General features: G+C 48.3%; 17 protein-coding genes and 1 other RNA gene. 12 read left to right on the top strand and 6 right to left on the bottom strand.

Going from position 1 to position 19,578, the window contains the following annotated elements; translation table 11 throughout:
* The first annotated feature begins 172 nt into the window (after nucleotides 1–172).
* Nucleotides 173–658 (top strand): DUF4019 domain-containing protein, encoded by a 486-nt coding sequence (locus tag ACXX82_RS18555; protein WP_322237238.1) that lies wholly within the window; start codon nucleotides 173–175, stop codon nucleotides 656–658.
* A 123-nt stretch (nucleotides 659–781) separates the two neighbouring features.
* Here the strand turns inward: ACXX82_RS18555 and rpmG are convergent, their stop codons facing one another.
* From rpmG to radC, 3 genes are all read right to left on the bottom strand, one after another.
* On the bottom strand, nucleotides 782–949 hold the full coding sequence (gene rpmG / locus ACXX82_RS18560) for a 50S ribosomal protein L33 (RefSeq protein ID WP_009667251.1): 168 nt from the start codon (nucleotides 947–949) through the stop codon (nucleotides 782–784).
* 22 nt (nucleotides 950–971) lie between these two features.
* Nucleotides 972–1,208 carry a 50S ribosomal protein L28 gene (gene rpmB / locus ACXX82_RS18565; protein WP_168056908.1) on the bottom strand — a complete coding sequence of 79 codons (237 nt, stop codon included), beginning with the start codon at nucleotides 1,206–1,208 and terminating at the stop codon, nucleotides 972–974.
* 327 nt (nucleotides 1,209–1,535) lie between these two features.
* Nucleotides 1,536–2,210, bottom strand: coding sequence for a RadC family protein (radC, locus tag ACXX82_RS18570; protein ID WP_322237241.1), 675 nt, complete (start codon nucleotides 2,208–2,210; stop codon nucleotides 1,536–1,538).
* A gap of 294 nt (nucleotides 2,211–2,504) precedes the next feature.
* Here radC and ACXX82_RS18575 point away from each other — a divergent pair, with 294 nt between their 5' ends.
* The 6 genes from ACXX82_RS18575 (at nucleotide 2,505) to ACXX82_RS18600 (ending at nucleotide 8,517) form a co-directional block, all read left to right on the top strand.
* Entirely contained in the window at nucleotides 2,505–2,960 is a 456-nt protein-coding gene (locus tag ACXX82_RS18575; RefSeq protein ID WP_322237243.1) for an FKBP-type peptidyl-prolyl cis-trans isomerase, read from the top strand.
* Nucleotides 2,961–3,025: 65 nt separating this feature from the next.
* Nucleotides 3,026–3,976, top strand: a complete 951-nt coding sequence (ispH, locus tag ACXX82_RS18580) for a 4-hydroxy-3-methylbut-2-enyl diphosphate reductase (protein WP_322240558.1) — start codon at nucleotides 3,026–3,028, stop codon at nucleotides 3,974–3,976.
* 873 nt (nucleotides 3,977–4,849) lie between these two features.
* Nucleotides 4,850–5,779 (top strand): branched-chain amino acid ABC transporter permease, encoded by a 930-nt coding sequence (locus ACXX82_RS18585; RefSeq protein ID WP_322237245.1) that lies wholly within the window; start codon nucleotides 4,850–4,852, stop codon nucleotides 5,777–5,779.
* Nucleotides 5,780–5,797: 18 nt separating this feature from the next.
* Nucleotides 5,798–7,012, top strand: coding sequence for an ABC transporter permease subunit (locus ACXX82_RS18590; protein ID WP_322237247.1), 1,215 nt, complete (start codon nucleotides 5,798–5,800; stop codon nucleotides 7,010–7,012).
* Nucleotides 7,013–7,021: 9 nt separating this feature from the next.
* Complete coding sequence (locus tag ACXX82_RS18595; protein ID WP_323507724.1) at nucleotides 7,022–7,792, top strand: ABC transporter ATP-binding protein; 771 nt, start codon at nucleotides 7,022–7,024, stop codon at nucleotides 7,790–7,792.
* On the top strand, nucleotides 7,792–8,517 hold the full coding sequence (locus ACXX82_RS18600; RefSeq protein WP_322237251.1) for an ABC transporter ATP-binding protein: 726 nt from the start codon (nucleotides 7,792–7,794) through the stop codon (nucleotides 8,515–8,517). The genes ACXX82_RS18595 and ACXX82_RS18600 overlap by 1 nt, the downstream gene beginning before the upstream one ends.
* 202 nt (nucleotides 8,518–8,719) lie before the next feature.
* Here the strand turns inward: ACXX82_RS18600 and ACXX82_RS18605 are convergent, their stop codons facing one another.
* Nucleotides 8,720–9,808: a transglycosylase SLT domain-containing protein gene (locus ACXX82_RS18605; RefSeq protein ID WP_323507290.1), complete on the bottom strand. Its 1,089-nt coding sequence runs from the start codon at nucleotides 9,806–9,808 to the stop codon at nucleotides 8,720–8,722.
* Nucleotides 9,809–10,345: 537 nt separating this feature from the next.
* Between ACXX82_RS18605 and ubiD the strand changes: the two genes are divergently transcribed.
* The 5 genes from ubiD (at nucleotide 10,346) to ACXX82_RS18630 (ending at nucleotide 17,367) form a co-directional block, all read left to right on the top strand.
* The gene (ubiD, locus tag ACXX82_RS18610; RefSeq protein ID WP_458563457.1) at nucleotides 10,346–11,830 is read left to right on the top strand and encodes a 4-hydroxy-3-polyprenylbenzoate decarboxylase; all 1,485 of its coding nucleotides are present in this window, start codon (nucleotides 10,346–10,348) and stop codon (nucleotides 11,828–11,830) included.
* A gap of 148 nt (nucleotides 11,831–11,978) precedes the next feature.
* Nucleotides 11,979–12,077: signal recognition particle sRNA small type (gene ffs, locus ACXX82_RS18615), an RNA gene on the top strand.
* A 271-nt stretch (nucleotides 12,078–12,348) separates the two neighbouring features.
* Nucleotides 12,349–13,491 carry an efflux RND transporter periplasmic adaptor subunit gene (locus ACXX82_RS18620; protein WP_322237257.1) on the top strand — a complete coding sequence of 381 codons (1,143 nt, stop codon included), beginning with the start codon at nucleotides 12,349–12,351 and terminating at the stop codon, nucleotides 13,489–13,491.
* A gap of 150 nt (nucleotides 13,492–13,641) precedes the next feature.
* Entirely contained in the window at nucleotides 13,642–16,743 is a 3,102-nt protein-coding gene (locus ACXX82_RS18625; protein ID WP_322237259.1) for an efflux RND transporter permease subunit, read from the top strand.
* Between the two features lie 42 nt (nucleotides 16,744–16,785).
* Nucleotides 16,786–17,367 carry a cysteine hydrolase family protein gene (locus ACXX82_RS18630; RefSeq protein WP_458563458.1) on the top strand — a complete coding sequence of 194 codons (582 nt, stop codon included), beginning with the start codon at nucleotides 16,786–16,788 and terminating at the stop codon, nucleotides 17,365–17,367.
* 1 nt (nucleotide 17,368) lies between these two features.
* Here ACXX82_RS18630 and ACXX82_RS18635 read toward each other — a convergent pair whose 3' ends face one another.
* Both ACXX82_RS18635 and ACXX82_RS18640 read right to left on the bottom strand, forming a co-directional pair.
* Nucleotides 17,369–18,763 (bottom strand): heavy metal sensor histidine kinase, encoded by a 1,395-nt coding sequence (locus ACXX82_RS18635; protein WP_458563459.1) that lies wholly within the window; start codon nucleotides 18,761–18,763, stop codon nucleotides 17,369–17,371.
* Nucleotides 18,760–19,452 (bottom strand): heavy metal response regulator transcription factor, encoded by a 693-nt coding sequence (locus ACXX82_RS18640; RefSeq protein WP_322237264.1) that lies wholly within the window; start codon nucleotides 19,450–19,452, stop codon nucleotides 18,760–18,762. The genes ACXX82_RS18635 and ACXX82_RS18640 overlap by 4 nt, the downstream gene beginning before the upstream one ends.
* Nucleotides 19,453–19,578: the final 126 nt, after the last annotated feature.

The following is a 19,578-nucleotide window of genomic DNA, read 5'->3' on the forward strand; positions in this document are numbered from 1 at the left end:
TTAGTGAAGCCGTGGTAACTTTTTATTCCGTCGTAGAGGGCGCTTTGTTCTTTTTTGAGGGAACTGAAATGTGAACAACGTGCCAAATGATGTAGATTGTATGTGCGGTACTAAAAATGGCACTGGCAAGTGTAAGTGATCAGTCAATTTCATTTCTATTTCAGAGAAAATTATGAATCAGTCCTTAGCGTCTAAACAATATTGTGCGTATGTTTTGCTGGCTGTTGGCGTGATGGTTTGCAATGGCAACGCGTATGCGCAAACATTGTCTCTGGATGGCGCTGTCGCGGCTGCATCACAGTGGGCGACTCTTGCAGATGCCAATCAGGCCGAACGTATGTGGACGGCTAGCGGGCCGGTAATGCAAAAAAGCATCAATAAAGAGGATTGGGCCAAGTATCTCACCAATCTACGCAATGACTTAGGTTCGCTTAATGGTCGGGAATGGGCGGAAGTCGTACGCGTGGGTCAACCAACAAACCTACCGAAAGGGGATTATGTAAATGTCGTATTTTCCTCTCGCTTCACTAAATCCCCTGCGGGAGAGGCTGTGTCATTAATGTACGCGGCTGGTCGTTGGGTGCCAGTCGGTTACGTGGTCCATAAGGTCCAACCTATCGCGGCTAACGGCGCAGCAGCGTCAGCGACAACAAAATAATTAATTCTGGCTGTCTAATCAGAAACGATATCAACTAGATTTTGCTTCAACGTTTGGCTGAGTAAAAATAAAAAAACCCCGCAAGATACAATCTTGCGGGGTTTTTTTGTGAGGTCTGATCAATTACTTGATCTTTGTCTCTTTATACTCAACGTGCTTACGAACTTTCGGATCGAATTTCATGATCGACATTTTTTCCGGTGTTGTACGCTTGTTTTTGGTAGTCGTGTAGAAGTGACCTGTACCAGCAGTCGACTCTAACTTGATTTTGTCGCGGCCTGATTTCGCCATGATGGTTCCTTTATTCTGCTAGTTAGACTTTTTCGCCACGAGCACGCATATCAACTAAAACGACATCAATGCCGAGTTTGTCAATAACGCGCAGACCGGCGTTGGAAAGGCGCAGGGAGACCCAGCGGTTTTCTGACTCAACAAAAATACGACGATTTTGCAGGTTAGGCAAAAAGCGACGTTTTGTCTTGTTGTTTGCATGGGAAACATTGTTGCCGACCATCGGCTTCTTCCCGGTGACTTGGCAGACACGTGCCATGTTTTACTCCTAGATGATTTCCGAAATTGGAAAAAATGAGAGTATATCTAAAAAACTGATGTTTTTCAATAACTTGGCGAAAACAAGTGTGTCTTTTTACTTTTGTTGTATTTAACAATTTGCCATGCGGTGACCATTTTGGTTGTTAAGTAGCTATGTGAAATCGTTCGGGCGGTATGCGACTATAGGGAACTGCCCAGCCAGGGCAGGCTGTTATCTGAGTTACGTCATGCTGGAAGTTAAGTACTCTTCTTAAGTTAGCACGCAATTATCAATGCGTATCAATGCGAGGTAATGAACTCTGCCGAGGCTTTATGTCAACCATTGTTATAAAAATCCGTGTTCTGCAAATGAGTATACAGACGACCCAGCGATGATGAAATGATCCAAAGTGCGTACGTCTACTAAATCTAATGCCTGTTTCAGCACCTTGGTCAATTCACGATCCGCCTGACTTGGCTCTGGGCTTCCGGATGGGTGATTATGCGCAAGCATGACGCTGGCTGCATTATGTGCTAGGGCGGCCTTCACTACTTCGCGCGGATAAACACTAGTATGCGTCAGAGTGCCCCGAAACAATTCCTTTGAGGCAATCAGACAATTTTTGACATCTAAAAAAAGTACTACAAATGATTCGTACTGTTTGTTTGATATTAACAATTGCAGATATTGTTTGACGGCGGTGGGTGAATTGAAACTACCTTCATCCCGTAGTTTTTCGCTCAGCGCCCGTCTTGCTAATTCAAGGACAGCCTGCAATTGGGCAAACTTGGCAGGGCCAAGACCATGAATGGCTGAAAAATCGCTTAGCGTGGCGGAAAACAGGCGGTTGAGCGAGCCAAAGTGGTTAGCCATGTCGCGAGCAAGGTCAACCGCACTTTTGCCGGTCACGCCGACTCTTAAAAAAACCGCTAATAGTTCTGCATCGGAAAGCGCTTCAGGTCCGAGTCGGATGAGCCGTTCGCGAGGGCGTTGGTCTAGCGGCCAGTCAGTAATAGCCAATGTATGTTTTCCAGTTGTGGGTATTATTCATAGTGCGTACGCAAAATCGCCCCATCGGCGTTGTGCTTTCCTGGCCGTCAACGTGGCCCGGTAATAGTGCACTGTCTTCGTAAGCATGCCTTGATCGGACAATTTTGGGTAAGTCCTAATTCATAAAGGTGATGTAAAAAATAATTCTTAGTATTCCTAAGGATTGTTCGGGTTGAATCGGAGATAACGTTGGTAACTCCGACCTTTTTCTTTAACCTGCCTTACAATACGGTTCCGATGTTTTGTTTCCAATTTCCTTTATTCATGCCTAATTCTTCCTTACCAGTAGTAACCGAAGCGTCTTATTTGACTTTGCACTATCGTCTGGCCTCTCAGGCGGGTGATGATATTGTCAGCACCTTCAAGGCTTCTCCTGCGACTTTGCAATTTGGTATGGGACAGTTAGCGCCGTTTCTCGAAAATTGTTTGCTTGGCCTGCCAGAAGGAACGCACAAAACGTTCGAACTACCGCCTGAGCAAGCTTTTGGTCCTCGTAATCCTGATTTGGTACAACGAGTCTCCCGCGCCACCCTGAAGCAAAACTCGCAACTGGGACACGAGTATCGAATTGGCGATTTAGTTGATTTCGCAGCACCAGGAGGTGGTCAGTTCGCAGGTGTATTGCGTGAAATTGATGAGCAAAGTGCATTATTCGATTTCAATCATCCTTTAGCCGGTCAACAGGTTCAGTTTGAAGTAAAAATTATCGGTATTTTGTAACGTAGGCACCAAGTTAAGTAAGTAACGCAGGATTGTGAAAATTACATGTTTTGGTGGGTTATATGATGGATAAAGAGATTTTGCTGGCACAACCACGCGGATTTTGTGCAGGTGTCGATCGTGCGATTGAAATAGTGGAGCGTGCGCTGATACAGTTTGGCGCACCTATTTATGTACGTCACGAAATTGTGCATAACGCCTATGTAGTTGCTGATTTGCGCCAAAAAGGGGCGGTGTTTATTGAGGAATTGGCGGACGTTCCGCCCGGTAATACCGTCATTTTCTCGGCACATGGGGTCTCCAAAGCCGTTCAGGCAGAGGCGGAACAGCGTGGGCTAAAAGTATTTGATGCGACCTGTCCGTTAGTCACCAAGGTGCATATCGAAGTCGCCAAGATGCGCAGGGAAGGCCGCGAGATTATTATGATTGGGCACGACGGTCATCCAGAAGTGGAGGGCACGATGGGGCAGACAGAGCAAGGTATGCATTTAGTTGAAACCGTGGACGATGTTGAAAAACTCAACGTGACGGACCCCGAAATGTTGTCTTACGTCTCACAGACCACGTTGTCTGTGGATGACACGGCAGATGTGATTGCCGCGCTCAAACGTAAATATCCCAATATTACCGAGCCAAAGAAGGGTGACATTTGCTACGCAACGACTAATCGTCAGCAAGCCGTCAAGTTCATGGCACCGCAAGTGGATGTTGTTATTGTTGTGGGAAGCCCGAATAGTTCTAATTCCAATCGTCTGCGTGAAGTAGCCGAAAAAATGGGAACGGCGGCCTATATGGTGGACAACGCGTCACAAATTGATCCAGCGTGGTTGCAAGATAAGCCACGAATAGGCTTAACAGCTGGCGCTTCGGCCCCTGAAGTATTGGTGCAAGCTGTCATTGATCGGCTCAAGGAGTACGGTGCAAAAAGTGTTCGCCCGCTGGACGGCGTTGAGGAAAATGTGACTTTTCCGATGCCTAAAGGTCTAATGCGCGTCGAAAACATCAAACCTCAATAGACGTCACTCAGCGGTCTGACGGGCATGTTTTATTTGGTGGTAGTTGAAAAGATCAATCCTTATCCAGTGTGGTTTGCTTAAATTTTCTGAGTAAATCTGTAGAGCATTAGCAAAAAACCTCGTGATTTGTACATGAGGTTTTTTTTCGTCATGACGCTCTATTACTGGTGTTCACGGAATAAAATTTAGAGGAGGGCTTACTTTTCCATGGAAAGTTTTTTCCTTTCCTCGTTATTATGGCGGCGTCTAATGGAGACTTCTACAGCCGCTTTTGGGATTTAATTAACATACGGAAATGTGGAAACTACTAAGGTTTCCAACTCACTCTATATCGATATAATCCGCTGAATTTTAAGGCCTTTGGAACGGATACAAATAGTATAAAAATAGTATAAAAATTTTGCAAAAAAACGATTTTAGTTTAAATGCAAAGGAGATGAAACATCGTAGATTTAACATCGGCTCCCCGAGCTGCCATCGCTTAATTATTCATGCTATAAACCTACTAGATAAGTCCTGCAGTGCTCGTTATAATCGCCCTGTTATGGTGCTAATCTTACACAAATGCACCAACTCGGGAATGTGCGAAAAGTGAGCGAAACAAAAAAATATTTTAAAAAAATGAATTAGGAGACAACTACTATGTGCATTTTTACAATTGCCGACATTTCAACCATACAAAATTTCCTTTCTCATCACTTTAGCTAATTAATCTCATTATTTCGATGGCACGCCGGTTTTTACCCGGGTGCCGTTTTTGTATCTGGAATGATTTTTGCTATACAGATGAACAGCACCCTACGGGGCTCCTTACTGTGTTGGACGGTATAGGTGAGCTGATTTGAATCGAATCATATTAAGAATAAGGAAATCATGGATACCTTTATCCAACAAATTATCAATGGCTTAGTGCTGGGAAGCATGTACGCTTTGATCGCGCTGGGTTACACGATGGTGTACGGCGTTTTGAACCTGATTAATTTCGCCCATGGCGATATCTTAATGATCGGCGCGATGGTTGGTCTGTCGATTCTGAAGTTAATCCAGGCTTATGCGCCTGACTTACCTGGCATCGTCAAACTGATGATCGCTATTGCGGGCGCTATTCCGGTCTGTGTGATCGTCAATCTGGTTATCGAACGGATCGCATACCGGCCGTTACGCAATGCGCCGCGTCTGGCACCGTTGATCACCGCGATTGGTGTTTCTATTCTGTTGCAGACTTTTGCGATGATGATATGGGGACGCAGTCCTCTGGCAATGCCGCAAGTGATGCCATCTGATCCCGTGCATATATTGGGCGCGCTGATTTCTCCGACCCAGATCATGCTGTTGATATTGGCGACGGTTGCGATGGTCGGTCTGGTGTTGCTGGTGGAGAAAACTAAAATGGGTCGCGCCATGCGTGCTACTGCCGAAAATCCTCGGGTTGCCGGTCTCATGGGTGTTGACTCCAATCGCGTCATTGTGATGACGTTTGCGATTGGCGCTGCATTGGCGGCAGTCGCTGGCGTGATGTGGGGTGCTAATTATTCTTCGGCCCAATTTGCAATGGGCTTCGTACCGGGATTGAAGGCCTTTTCGGCTGCGGTCTTGGGCGGAATTGGTAATATTTACGGCGCGATGTTGGGTGGTATTTTGTTGGGGCTAATCGAAAGTCTGGGTGCTGGCTATATTGGTGATCTTACCGGCAATTTTCTCGGTAGTAATTACCAGGATATTTTTGCGTTCATCGTACTGATCATCGTACTGACCCTTCGTCCGTCCGGCATCATGGGCGAACGTGTGGCCGATCGAGCTTAACCGGGACTGGAGAAACTTATGGCTAATTATTTCGATACGAAACAAAATCCGGCGAAAGCCTATGGCAGTTTGGCCGTCCTGGCGGTATTTTTGGTGGCGTTTCCATTTGTAGCCTCCATGTACGGTAACTCGTGGGTCCGAATCATGGACTTTGCGCTGCTGTACATTATGCTGGCGTTGGGACTCAATATTGTGGTCGGCTTTGCCGGTCTGCTTGATTTGGGCTACATCGCGTTTTATGCGATTGGCGCTTACATGACCGGTCTTCTGGCATCGCCGCAATTTGCGTCGGTGCTGGAATCCTTCGTCAATACTTATCCTGCAGTGGGGAATTTTCTGGTGATGATTTGTGGGCCAGAAATCGTCCAGAATGGTATCCATTTATCGCTGTGGGTGATTGTTCCGCTGGGCGCTGCGCTGGCCGGTTTGTTTGGTGCGATCCTTGGCGCGCCGACCTTGAAATTGCGCGGTGATTATTTGGCGATTGTCACGCTGGGCTTTGGTGAAATCATCCGAATTTTCATGAATAATCTGAACGCACCGGTGAATATCACCAACGGTCCGCAAGGGATCAACCTGATTGACCCGATCCATATTTTTGGCGTGTCGCTTGCTGGCGCACGTGGGTCGAACGCGACGGTTTATTTTGGTGGTTTCGGCATGCCTTCCGTCAATGCGTATTACTTTTTGTTCTTATTTCTTTGTGTCGCCATCATTTTTATCACCGTGCGTTTGCAGCACTCACGTCTTGGTCGGGCATGGGTTGCTATTCGCGAAGATGAAATTGCTGCCAAGGCGATGGGCATCAACACACGTAACGTCAAGTTGCTGGCGTTTGCGATGGGTGCGTCATTTGCGGGAGTTGCTGGCGCGATGTTTGCCTCGTTCCAGGGTTTTGTGTCACCTGAATCGTTCTCCTTGACCGAGTCGATCGCGGTATTAGCGATGGTGGTATTGGGCGGTATGGGACACATTCCGGGCGTCGTGTTGGGTGCTGTCTTGTTGTCGGCATTGCCGGAGGTATTGCGGCATACGGTAGAACCGGTCCAGATGGCGATTTTCGGTAAGGTCTTAATTGACGCAGAAGTATTGCGTCAATTGTTATATGGCCTGGCAATGGTGGTGATTATGCTGACCCGTCCATCTGGCTTGTGGCCTGCGCCAAAACACGAAGACCGGCCTGATACCGATGTCGATAAACCTGCGAAGTCAGCCGACGTCGTGGCGGCCTAAGGAGATCTCATGAGCGAACAAATTATTCTGAATATCTCCGGCGTCAATAAGCGATTTGGCGGCCTGCAGGCATTGTCTGAAGTCAGCATCAAGATTTTGAAAGGCCAGATTTATGGTCTGATTGGTCCTAACGGCGCTGGCAAGACGACTTTATTTAATGTAATTACTGGCCTGTATCAGCCTGATACAGGGTCTTTTGAGCTATCTGGCAAGTCGTATTCACCTTCGGCACCACATGAGGTGGCGAAAGCGGGAATTGCTCGCACTTTCCAGAATATTCGTCTGTTTGGTGAAATGACCGCTCTCGAAAACGTCATGGTCGGTTGTCATGTCCGTAGCCATCAAGGCGTATTTGGTGCCGTATTTAAGCATCCTGCGGCACGCCGTGAAGAGGCAGGCATCCGCGCGCGTTCTATGGCGTTGCTTGATTTCGTTGGTATCGCACGTTTTGCGGAGCGCACCTCGCGCCACCTGTCTTACGGCGACCAACGCCGTCTGGAGATTGCACGTGCGTTAGCGACTGAGCCGCAATTGCTGGCACTGGACGAACCCGCCGCCGGGATGAACGCCACCGAAAAGCTCGGCTTACGTGAGCTGCTGGTTAAAATCAAGAATGAAGGAAAAACCATTTTGTTGATCGAACATGACGTCAAACTGATGATGGGGCTATGCGACCGTATGACGGTGCTGGATTATGGCAAGCCGATTGCCGAAGGTTTGCCGGCGGACATCCAAAAGAATCCAGCTGTCATTGAAGCTTACTTGGGAGGTGGTCACTAATGGCTGAGAATATTCTGCGCGTTGATGGGCTAAAAGTGGCATACGGCGGTATCAAAGCAGTTAAAGGCATTACTCTCGAGGTCAACAAAGGGGAGTTAGTGACGTTGATTGGTGCCAATGGTGCAGGCAAAACCACGACGCTTAAAGCTATTACCGGCACCTTACCAAACTGTAAAGTTGAAGGCACGCTGCACTATTTGGGTCAGGCGATCAAGGGTAATCACTCGTTCGATCTCGTCAAGAAAAATCTAGCAATGGTGCCGGAAGGCCGCGGTGTTTTTACGCGGATGAGCATTCACGAAAACTTGTTGATGGGCGCTTATATTCGCGACGACAAGGCTGCTATTGCTGCGGATATCGATAAATGGTTCGGTGTGTTTCCTCGTCTAAAAGAGCGTTCGGCGCAGATGGCGGGAACGTTGTCGGGCGGCGAACAGCAAATGCTCGCCATGGCGCGCGCACTGATGAGTCATCCGACACTATTATTGCTGGATGAACCGTCGATGGGCTTGTCTCCAATCATGGTAGAGAAAATCTTTGAAGTAATCCGTAATGTGTCGGCGCAAGGCATTACTATTTTGCTGGTTGAGCAGAATGCTAAGTTGGCATTGGAGGCAGCACATCGCGGTTATGTGATGGATTCCGGCCTGGTCACGATGAGCGGTAATGCTAAAGACATGCTGAATGATCCAAAAGTTCAAGCGGCATATTTGGGCGAAGGCTAACGGACGTTTCATGCTGATCGCGGATGCTTGGCCGTTCCATCCTAGATCGATGTCTTAAGATGGCAGATCAGCTTGATGAATAGTTATACCTTCATGCAACAATAAAAAAGGAGCCCAGGGCTCCTTTTTTATTGTTTCCTTACTGTTATTGACCGCGCACCATATTTTGTATGGTGGCCCAATTTTTCAGGCCAAACCAAGTTTAAATAACAGCATTATGATCAGATGTTGATTCCGATTGATGCCGTTTGAAGTCTTTGACATCTGCGGCTGCTTCTGCCGGCATTGTACTCACCTCATCAGGAGTAGTCGCCGGCGCTTGCGTCACAACGTGCACAGGACGTTGTTTTGGTGCGAAGTTCGGAACCACGGCACCGCGCGAGGATACGTTTTTCCCTGTGGCAACATCTTGCAGGCGACGATACTCGGCAAGTACACGACTGCCGTAGCCGCCATCATTGGCAAAAGCCGCCGCACCAACGTAACGTTTTAGACCAGCCTCAACTGAACCGCCTTGAACGACGTAATCCTTCAGGATGAGCGATCCGACCTTAATATTGGCAGCTGGATTAAGGGCCGCTTTTACACCACCAAAGTTCTCAAATTTTTCTTGATGAACTTTTGACATTACTTGCATGAGTCCTTGCGCGCCAACAGGACTTTCGGCAAACGGGTTCAATCCCGATTCGATCGCCATCACGGCTAAAATCAGAAGCGGATCAAGTTTGGTTTCCTTAGCAGTCTTGTACGCGGTGCTGACAAACATATTCGTCGCGTCACTGGCCACGCGATAACGTTTTGACAGCCAGTTGGTGACCCACTGTTGCTGATGCGCATCCGACGTTTTCATAATTGGGCTCTTTGCTTTACCCAATTGAGGCTGATTTGACGGGTTCTGCGCCACTGTCTCAGCGATTGCAGCCAGATTATTGGCGGTACGCGCTTCAGTATCAACCACATCGCTCTCATCGACTGCTGATACCGCTGGCAGCGCAGACCGTATCTGGCTAGTCGGCATAAATGCCGAAAGACCTTTAAATCCGTCGACTAACTCTGGTTTTGCGACTAAGGTTGTTACACCGATAACGGAAATCAGTCCAACCATTAGCACAGCCATACCTGCCATGCCAGTGCTACCAATGACGTCGCTTACGGTGCTCCGGGCAGTCGATAGTGCATTTACTGTCAGACTGGCAGATTGAGTGCCTAGTTGTTTTACTGCATCTAACGGTGTTTGATGAGGGCCGACTCTGACCCTTGTAGTTCCTACTTTTATTGATCGTGCTAACAAATTGAACCTCCTGTATCGTTGCGTTGCATGCAGCGGCCCAAATGGGCGCATAAGCCAAAACATCGGCTAAATCCCGCATACAACGTAATCAATATCGCTTGGCGCTTCCTTGAGCCTGAAAAGGCTCCTACTTACATATGGCGCAAAACAACGTTTTGTTTGCAGTCGACTGGTGGTTAGGAAAATCACATTCGGTTTAATGTGCCGACCAGTTGCAAACAAATTTTTTGGGAAGGCTGATGCCTTTTGCTACATTCCTTAAAATATCATCGTTTAAAAATGATATTTGGGACCCCAAATCCCGTGTGTGGTGAGAGCTAAAAATGCGGTGGAAAGGGCGTTTCGACCCCTGTTGACATCACCTAGACTGCCGCGCATTGTAGGGGGCGGTTTATATCAAGTCAACACTATAGAATATAGATTCTATTACTTTTAAATCTAATGATTGCAGGTGTACGGGGGTAAAAGTCAATAGAATCAATGGCTTGGCTGAAATGCTTAAATTGTAGGCTTCACAAATAGAAACATTCAAAACCCATGAAATATACCGATTTACGTGATTTTATTGTCAAGTTGGAGCAGTTAGGAGAGTTGAAACGTGTTTCTGTCCCCGTTTCTCCCTTTCTTGAAATGACGGAAATATGTGATCGGACCCTTCGCGCGTCCGGTCCGGCATTGCTATTTGAAAGCCCCACTGGCCACACAATTCCGGTTTTGGGTAACTTATTTGGAACTCCTCGACGTGTCGCGTTGGGTATGGGGGTCGACGATGTCAGCGAGTTGCGTCGTATTGGGCACGTTTTGGCACGCTTGAAAGAGCCAGAGCCTCCAAAGGATTTTAAGGATTTATTGGGCCTGGGCTCTTTAGTGAAATCGCTATGGGATATGGCGCCTAAAGAGCGTCGTTCGGCACCATGTCAGGAAATAGTCTGGGAAGGTAACGATGTTGATCTCGCAAAATTGCCAATTCAGCATTGCTGGCCAGGGGATGTTGCACCATTAATTACATGGGGCCTGGTGATTACTAAAGGGCCGCATAAAAAACGTCAGAATCTTGGTATTTACCGCCAACAAGTGCTGTCGCGGAATAAGGTCATCATGCGCTGGTTGGCGCATCGCGGTGGTGCGCTTGACTTTCGTGAGCATGCAATTGCCACTGGCGGCAAACCGTATCCAATAGCGGTCGCGCTCGGCGCCGATCCCGCTACTATATTAGGAGCCGTGACGCCGGTTCCGGACAGCTTGTCTGAATATCAGTTTGCAGGATTATTGCGTGGCAGTCGCACCGAGTTGGTAAAAGCTGTTGGATCTGAATTGCGCGTTCCGGCTTCGGCAGAAATTGTGCTGGAAGGCCATATCAATCCAGACCCCAATCATCCTTCTGGCTATGAAATGGCGCTTGAGGGGCCGTTCGGAGATCACACCGGTTATTACAACGAGCAAGATTATTTTCCGGTATTTACGATTGATCGTATTACGATGCGCCCGTCACCGATTTATCATTCGACTTATACCGGCAAACCGCCTGATGAGCCCGCGGTGCTCGGCGTGGCGTTAAATGAAGTTTTTATTCCATTATTGCAAAAACAGTTTACCGAAATAATCGATTTCTATTTGCCGCCTGAAGGATGCAGCTACCGCATGGCCGTGGTCCAAATCAAGAAGGCGTACGCCGGTCATGCCAAGCGGGTTATGTTTGGGGTATGGAGTTTTTTGCGGCAGTTTATGTACACCAAATTTATTATTGTGGTCGATGAGGATGTCAATATTCGCAACTGGAACGAAGTGATCTGGGCAATCACAACACGGGTTGATCCATTGCGTGACACCACGTTGGTTGATAACACGCCGATAGATTATCTGGATTTCGCCTCTCCGGTCAGTGGCTTAGGAAGCAAGATGGGGATTGATGCCACGAATAAATGGCCCGGTGAAACGACGCGTGAATGGGGGACAACTATTTCGATGACGAAAGAGGTGAAGGCGCGCGTGGATCAAGTATGGCAAGAGTTGGGCTTATAGGTCGTCGACAATATGCTTGTGGTCGGCTTAGTGCGTACTTATAAAAGGAAGCTTCTAGTCGGTCGTATTCAATTAAATTTTTGATGAAATGGCAGCGTTGCCACAAAAAAAAGCTGCCATTTGTCGATGATGCGGTACAATTCGTGTTGGCGGGCCCCTGCGCATTGTGGCATGGTGAATCTGGTCAGGTCGGGAACGAAGCAGCCACAGCTATTTCCCGCAAGTGCCGCAGACAAGGCTCGCCTCTTAATTTATCGCAGTTTTTCTTGATATGTTCTCTATCCGCACGTGCTTGAGCGCTAGCCAAGCTTCATTTAGCTGAGAATTGCATCGCCAGTATGAAGTTGTTATTGCTGGTTTCTGCATCCTACGTCTTAAATAATAACGATGATACAGGTTCGGTCTGCGACAGAAATGTTGCTGGCTTCAATCCGGTTGTTTATTTTTTCTTGTTTATTTTGCGTTATATTTGCAGGATATTTCAATTTGGTCGTATCTATACTTTTCAGAATCCTCCTATGCGCGTCTCTTATAAGTATTCTCTTATTTTAGCGGGACTGGCATTAATCTGTTCGGCTGGTTATGTTGGTATGCGCGGAAAGCCTCCTGGCACTTCAACAGTAAGTGAACAAGCTCCGCAAATGGTCAGAACCAGTATCGCGGAACAAAAAACGGTGCCGATTACGGTTTTTGCGAACGGATATGTTACCGCTATCAATACCGTAGACGTTCGCCCTCAAATCCAAAACGTAGTGCGACAAGTCCACGTACTGGAAGGGCAGGACGTCAAGGCCAACCAGCTTCTGTTTACACTTGATGATCGTAGCGATACGTCAGGTGTTGACAAGGCGCGGGCGCAACTGGCTATGGATAAAGCCAATCTGAATGACGCGGAAATGGTGTTAAAGCGCAATCAGGATTTGCTGGCGCAAAAATTTGTCTCGCAAGCGGTGGTGGATAGCGCGACGAACAAAGTTAATTCTCTGCGTAGTGTGGTTCAAGCGGATCAGGCCATGGTTCAGTCTAGTAGTATTGCTTTGGGTTTTAATCAAATTAAGGCCAGTATTAGCGGTCGCATCGGCGCTATCAGTGTACATCCCGGCAGTTTGGCCCAGCCGAGTGGCGTGGCGATGGTCACGATATCCCAGCTGGATCCGATAGCAGTCAGCTTTTCGCTCCCGGAAAAAGAACTCCAGTCGATACGCGCCAGCTATCCAAATGGCGATGCACCAGTTACGGTGCAAATATCAGCTAAGCAACAGTTAGTAGGCAAACTCATTTTTATCGACAATACGGCCGATACGCAAAGCGGAACTATTCGGATGAAAGCGCAGTTCGATAACGCCAAGCGCATTATGTGGCCCGGCACCTATGTTAACGTCCGTCTTGTTTCCCGCACGTTGACCGACGCTGTCATTATTCCTGCGCAGTCTATTGTGACAGGCCCAACCAACAAATTTGTCTATTTGGTGAGTGCGGATAATACGGTCAAAATGCAAGCACTTGAGGTCGCTGAAATTGCGAATGGGCATGCCGCTGTGACCGGCCTGACTGTCGGTAGTCGGGTAGTTATTGAGGGTATGCAGAATCTGCGTCCCGGAGTATTGGTAAAAGAATCTCAGGCAAAACTACCAGCAACAGGGCCGGAAGTAGCTATATGATTTCATCACGCTCAACGTTGCAAGTGCCAACTAACCTTTTTAGCGAAAAGTAAGAAGGCTAAAACGGGGCAATCGCGAACTAAAGTCTGGTAAAAATCCGAACATGGCTGGTCCATGGTTGGTCCGACCTAATGAGCAGAAAAGATCAATGTGAATATATCCGAACTGTGTATCCGTCGTCCGATAATGACCGTGCTGTTATCGGTAGCGATCGTCGTACTTGGCGTTTTTTCGTATTCCAAATTACCGATCGCCGCGCTACCAAGCTATAACACGCCGGTGATTAACGTCAGCGGGTCATTGCCCGGTGCAAGTCCGGAAATCATGGCGGCATCGGTCGCTACACCCTTGGAAAAACAATTTTCGACGATACCAGGTCTGTCGACGATCAGCTCTACCAATACCCTCGGCAGCACGTCCATCACGCTGGAATTTAACGCCGACCGTGACATTGATGCGGCAGCGGTTGATGTGCAGGCGGCACTCTTGCGTGCCCAACGCAATTTGCCTGTGGAGATGACCTCTTTACCGGCCTATCGCAAAGTCAATCCAGCTGATGCGGCAGTGTTATTGCTGGGATTGACGTCTCCGTCGCTTTCTTTAGCGGACTTGAATGACTACGCAGAAAATCTGATCTCGCCTTCGCTGTCGACCATCGCCGGTGTTGCGCAGGTGGCGGTGTATGGCCAACGCCGCTATGCAGTGCGCGTGAAAGCGAAGTCGGATCAATTAGCCGCACGTAACATGACCATGGACGAATTAGCGATTGCCATCAAAGCGGCGAACGCGAATAGTCCGGTTGGGGTATTGGATGGACCACGTCAAAGTTTAACTATTCAGGCCAATAAGCAATTGGCTAACGCGGCAGCATTCTCTGATCTGGTGATCAAAAGCCAGGATGGTTCCAGCATGCGCCTCAAAGATGTGGCCGAGGTTGAAGATAGCGTCGAATCCACCAAAAGCGGAAGTTGGGTGAATGGCGAACCATCCATCGTACTAGCCGTTCAGCGTCAGCCCGACGCTAATACGGTAGCGGTGGTGGATGCGGTAAAGGCCACTTTACCGCAATTTAAGTTGCAAATGCCAGCGTCAATTAACGTACATATATTAAACGATAGATCAGTCTCAATCAGAGATGCGATTGCCGACGTTAAACACACATTGTTGCTGACGGTGGTGTTGGTTATATTAGTTATTTTTCTATTTTTGAAGCGCTTGTCGGCGACGGTAATTCCCGTACTTTCGCTGCCGATTTCATTGATTGGATGTTGTGCATTGATGTTGTGGTTTGGGTATAGTCTGGACAACATATCCTTGCTGGCAATTACGATCGCGGTTGGTCTGGTGGTGGATGACGCCATTGTGATGCTTGAAAATATCGTCCGTTATGTTGAGCAGGGAATGGACCCGATGACTGCTGCGCTTAAAGGGTCGAAAGAGGTCGGATTTACGATCATCTCTATTTCCATCTCACTGGTCGCGGTCTTCATCCCGATCTTTTTTATGCCTGGCGTGATAGGCTTGATGTTTCATGAATTCGCTGCTGTCGTCTCATTGGCGATTATGGTTTCAGCGGTCGTGTCCCTGACATTGGTGCCAATGTTGTGCAGCCGTTATTTAAAACATCAAAATCACGAGCAAGATGGTTGGTTAAGTAAGGGCTTTGAACGCGGTTTTCACGCGGTACTGAATACCTATACGCGCGGTCTCGATTGGTGTTTGATGCATCGGCATTGGGTATTGGGTGGCGCGGTCGCAACATTTGTTCTAACCGGCGTTTTATTTGCCACAAGTCCCAAAGGTTTTTTCCCCACAGAAGATATCGGACAGATCGGCGCTACGGTTGAAGGGCCGCAAGATATATCGTATCCGGCCATGGTTAACATGGTACGCAATGCTTCAGAAATTATCGGAAAAGACGTCAATGTTGAGAGTGTGACTTCGCGCGTCAGCGGCACCAATAGTGGTTCGTTGTTCATTGGTTTGAAAGCCCGCAAGGACCGCGCGACCATGGATCAAGTATTGGAGGGACTCCGTGCAAAATTGAGTGGTGTAGCCGGCATGGCGGTATATATGACACCGGTACAAAATTTGCGTCTCGGCGGTCGTTCCAGTAAGAGTCGCTATCAATACACGCTACAAAGCGTGCGCGCTGACGAGTTGACCGAATGGGCAGAACGGATACAAGTAAAAATGCGCGCTGATTCAATGTTCCGCGACGTTACCAGTGACTCTCAAATGAATGGTCTGCAAGCCAGCATTAACATTGACCGTGATCGCGCCAATGATGCTGGTGTTCAGATTGATGACATTCGTACCGCACTTTACAGCGCTTATGGCGACCGTCAGGTTTCCACGATTTTCACCAGCAGTAATAGTTATCAGGTTATTTTACAAGGCAACAATTCCGGTCATCAGGATGAGGCCGATCTCAGCAAAATTTATCTGCGAAGTAAAACCGGCATCTTGGTCCCCTTGCTCAGCGTGGCCACCGTGAAGCGCGAACCGACAGCGCTTTCGGTGAATCATCAAGGGCAATTACAGGCGGTCACCATTTCCTTCAATCTTGCACCGGACGTGCCACTTGGCAACGCCAGTCAAAAGATTGATCTGATTAAAGCAGAGTTGAGTCTTCCCGCCAGTATCATTGCAACTTACGGAGGTGACGCCGCAGTGTTTCAATCATCACAAAGTAGTCAGGTTGTTTTGCTTGTGTTGGCGGTTGCTGTGATTTATATTTTGCTCGGCGTACTGTATGAAAGTTATATTCATCCGATCACGATTTTGGCGGGTTTGCCATCGGCCGCGATTGGCGCTTTATTGGCGTTACGTATTTTTGGTTTCGAACTGACGCTGATTGCCACAATCGGTATTTTGATGCTGATTGGTATCGTTAAGAAGAACGCGATTATGATGATTGACTTTGCACTAGACGCCCAGCGTAGCCAGGGTTTGAGTCCGGTTGAGGCGATCCGTACTGCCTGTATTTTACGGTTTAGACCAATTATGATGACCACTTTGGCGGCCTTGATGGGAGCGATTCCTATTGCCTTAGGCCTGGGTGCTGGTGCGGAGTTGCGCCAACCGCTCGGCGTGGCGATCGTTGGCGGATTATTAGTTTCTCAAGTGATCACGCTGTTTATTACGCCTGTGATTTATTTATTGCTGGATCGTTACAGTGGCACTGGGCCGTTGCAGTTGATTGGTGACAAGCTTCCGCCAAAGGTGCAGCAAAGTCCTCAGCTGAGTTAGCGCTCAACCATGCCACAAACACCATAATCTGAACGGGTGACTATGTCTGACGCTTTAACAATCAATCCAGCTCGCAGTGCGTTACTGGTAATGGATTTTCAGGCACCTATTTTAGGTTTGCTAAAAGATCCGACACCCGTTCTGACGGCAACTGCTGCAACCATCGCCGCAGCACGCAAAGCTGGTTTACCTGTCATTTACATCGTGGTCGGATTTCGTCCCGGACATCCGGAAGTCAATGCACGCAATAAAATGTTCAGTGGGATCAAGAGTGCGGGATGGTTGGTCACGGACTCACCCGGCGCAGATATTAACGCAGCAGTTAAGCCCGCAGTCACGGATGTGGTGCTGCTCAAACATCGGGTTGGCGCTTTCAGCACGACTGCGCTTCAGACTATTCTAAAAGCGCGTGATATTGATACATTGCTATTGTGCGGCGTCTCTACCAGCGGCGTCGTATTGTCGACTACCCGCGATGCGGCAGATGCTGACTATCGACTTTTTATTGTAGAGGATGGTTGCGCAAACCCAGAAGCGGAGGTTCATCAATTGCTGATGCAAAAAGTATTTCCGCGTCAGGCCGAAGTAGTGCGCTCGGAGCAAGTGTTAGCTGCACTGGCTTAATTTAGCTTTTTAATGGTTGAACTGCGGTTCGTATGCTAAATCCGATCGTCGAGATGCCGTCCGTGCAGGACGCAAATACGCTACCGCCATGCATTGTTGCCACCGCTCGGACTATCGCCAGACCCAGTCCGTAGCCATGCTGTTGGCCTTGATCGTGGCGTGCAGCATCTACGCGATAAAAGCGATCAAATAATCGGTTTAAGTGTGATTCTGGAATCGGTTCGCCCGGGTTCGAAACCGCAATTTGTATCACGTCGTTTTGCTGCGTGATCGTCACGATAATCTGTGCTTCGGCGCTCGAATGTTGAATCGCATTTTGTAGCAGATTGCTCATGGCGCGACGAAATAGCGCCGTTTCTATAGGCGCTTCTACGTTCACATCGCCAGCGATACACACCGTCATGTGAGAATCATCCAGAATGCATTCAAAGAACTCCACTGTTTTACTGACTTGAAGCGCGATCGACGCCACAATCAGACCCGTAGCGTGCGTTCCCTGGTCTGCTCGTGCTAGAAATAGCATATCGTTGATGATCGACCGAACGCGTTCCAGATCCTCCAAATTCGATTGCAATACGTCTTGGAACTCAGGTGCAGTGCGCTCTCGCGAGAGAGCAACCTGAGTAGCACCGATTAAATTTGCCAATGGTGTGCGTAGCTCGTGCGCAACATCCGCATTGAATCCTTCAAGTTGTGTGTACGCGTTTTCGATCCGGTCAAGCGCACCATTAAAGGTCGTCGCCAAATTCGATAGCTCGTCTGGTAATCGGGCGACTTGCAGCCGCTGAGAGAGCGCTTTTGGACTCAGTATCTGGGCTTCGTTGGAAAGTTGTTTCAATGGGCGCAAGCCAACTTGGGCGATCCAATAGCCGAATAACATGACAAGTACAACACCCGCCAGCGACAAACTGATCAACGCAATGACGAACGCACGCAAGGTATGAAAATATGGTTCTGAGTCTATACCGACGATCAAACGGACAGGTGGTCGTTGCTCAAAAGCGTCAATGGTTTTGGTCATCGTTAGTAAGGGATATTCGCGCTTGCGAAGCTGCATGGTGCCCAAGCCATCACGATCCCGCTGCAAATCGTCTATTTCAGCCAACCCCCTACCGTACTGAAAGTGGGAGTCGTCGCTTAAAACCCAGAACCGTCTACTGCCGTCGGTCGGCGTTAGAGTATCCAGTTTTGCCTGAACACGTGGCCAGCGTTCTACGCTGCCGTTATGTTCAATCATGTACTGCATGTCTTGGAATATCGTATGCAATTCTTCTTGCTGATGTCGTTGAAGTTCGCTGTGGACGACGCTGTAAAGAGACGCGCCGATGAGTGAAAACGTCAACAAAGCAGCGGCGGCAAACATCGCTACAAGACGGACTGTAATAGAGCGCTTCATTCGGACTTTTCATCCTTCCTCAGTTCCAACACGTAGCCCATTCCGCGAATGGTGTGGAGTAACTTTGGACTAAATGGTATATCCATTTTGGTTCGAAGCCGTTTGATAGCGACTTCCACGACATTGGTATTGCTGTCAAAATTCATATCCCAGACCAGTTCGGCGATCGCCGTTTTGGATAAAATTTCACCTTGTCGGCGCGCGAGCACAACCAATAATGAAAATTCCTTGGCGGTCAGATCGATGCGGGTCGCACCGTCTCCGCGATAAGCTTTACGGCTCAGTAGATCAATTTGCAGATCGCCGATACGTAGTTGGACAGGTTCCTGGGTTCTCCCACGTCGGGTTAAAGCTTGCAGTCTCGCCAACAGTTCGAGAAATGAGAACGGCTTGATCAGATAATCGTCGGCGCCATCATGCAAACCTTTGATCCGGTCCTCAACGTGGTCTCGCGCTGTCAGCATGATGACCGGCGTGTGCTTGACGGTGCGCAGTGCGCGCAATACAGAAAATCCATCAATTCCGGGCAACATCACATCCAGCACGATGACATCGTAATCGTGTTGCAATGCTAAGTGCTGGCCATCGACGCCGTTGTGCGCCAGGTCGACTGTACAACCTTGTTCCGTCAATCCTTTAAAAAGATAATCGGCAGTCTTTAGTTCATCTTCGACTATGAGAATTTTCATACTTGGATCAGTCTCCGGTACTTCACTTATATTGTATCGGTAACGCTCACGGTACTTTTGGCGTATCTTAGATTCATCCAAAGTTACCGTGCTTGAAGCTCATTTAACAATAATTCGACAACACTT

The organism is Glaciimonas sp. GNP009 (assembly GCF_054343755.1).